The organism is Planomonospora algeriensis, assembly GCF_977012225.1.
This window is the reverse complement of record NZ_CDRNDK010000920.1, coordinates 1-1060: the sequence shown is the minus strand read 5'-3', so window position 1 is coordinate 1060 and position 1060 is coordinate 1. Positions and strand designations below refer to the sequence as shown.

The following is a 1060-nucleotide window of genomic DNA, read 5'->3' as shown; positions in this document are numbered from 1 at the left end:
CCGGGCCCGGACCTGGCGGCCCTGCGCGAGGCGGTCGCGGAGTTCGCCCGCTTCGCCGGCCCCGAGCGGTCCTGGCAGCGCCTGCTCCGGGAGACCGCCCCGCAGCTCGACCTCTCGGTCCCGGGCCATCCGCGCGCCCTGCTGGCCTGGCTGAACTCCTGGGGCTGCCGGCTGCGCAACCCGCGCCCCGGCGAACCGGACGTCTTCGGCGAGTCGGTGACCTCCTGGTGGTCGCGCTGGGCCGCCCACCTGCCCGGCCCGGACGGCTCGCTGGCCCGCCTCACGGACGCCGAGATCGACCGGCTCGGCCTGTGCTACGCCGACCTCGCCGCGGTGCCCGCCACCGCGGGGGCCCGCCCCCGCTCGCTCGGCTGCACCGCCGCCTCCAAGGCCCTGCACGCCCTGCGGCCCAAGGCCGCGATGCCCTGGGACGCGGCGATCGCCGAACGTCTGCACGGCGCCCGCACGCCCGCTGCCTACGCCGCCCACCTGCGGCTGGGCCGGGAGTGGGCGCTGCGCGTGCTGGCGGAGTCGGGGCTCGGCGAGGAGGCCCTGGCCGCGGAGTTCGGCCGGCCCGGGCGGCCGCTGACGAAGATGCTCGACGACTACTGCTACCTGACTTTCAGCGTGTTGTGACGCGCTGACGCCCGCCGATGCGCAATGCTTCAGCAAAGAATCGGCCCGCGACGACCCCCGGTGCGGATGGGACGGGTGTTCCCGGGTAAGGGATCCCTCCCGGCCGATGCATGACGGAGCGCACCACGGAAGAAGAGGGTCACGATGGCGAAAGAGCACACCGAAGGCGCCGCCGCGGCGCGGGCGCTGGCCGCGCGCCTGCCCGGCTGGACGGTCTGGTACGGCGAGCACACCCGCCGCTTCTGGGCCCTCTCCCGCGCCAAGGGGCGGGCCGGCGCGTCGCACGCCGAGGCGGAGACGGCCGAGGAGCTGGAGCGGATGGTCCGGCGCATCGAGGACGGCGTCCCCGCGCAGGCGTCCTCCGAACGCGAGACGCCCACCCGGGAGACCCCGCGTCCCGCCCCGGCCGCGGCGGAGCCGGAGC

General features: G+C 76.7%; 1 protein-coding gene and 1 pseudogene. Both read left to right on the top strand.

The features are described from left to right. Nucleotides 1–636, top strand: a 636-nt coding sequence (locus ACWJ6R_RS36900) for a hypothetical protein (RefSeq protein ID WP_449066636.1), incomplete at its 5' end; no start/stop codon positions are given. A gap of 144 nt (nt 637–780) precedes the next feature. Further along, nucleotides 781–1060 (top strand): annotated as a pseudogene (locus ACWJ6R_RS36895) (hypothetical protein); the annotation flags it as partial.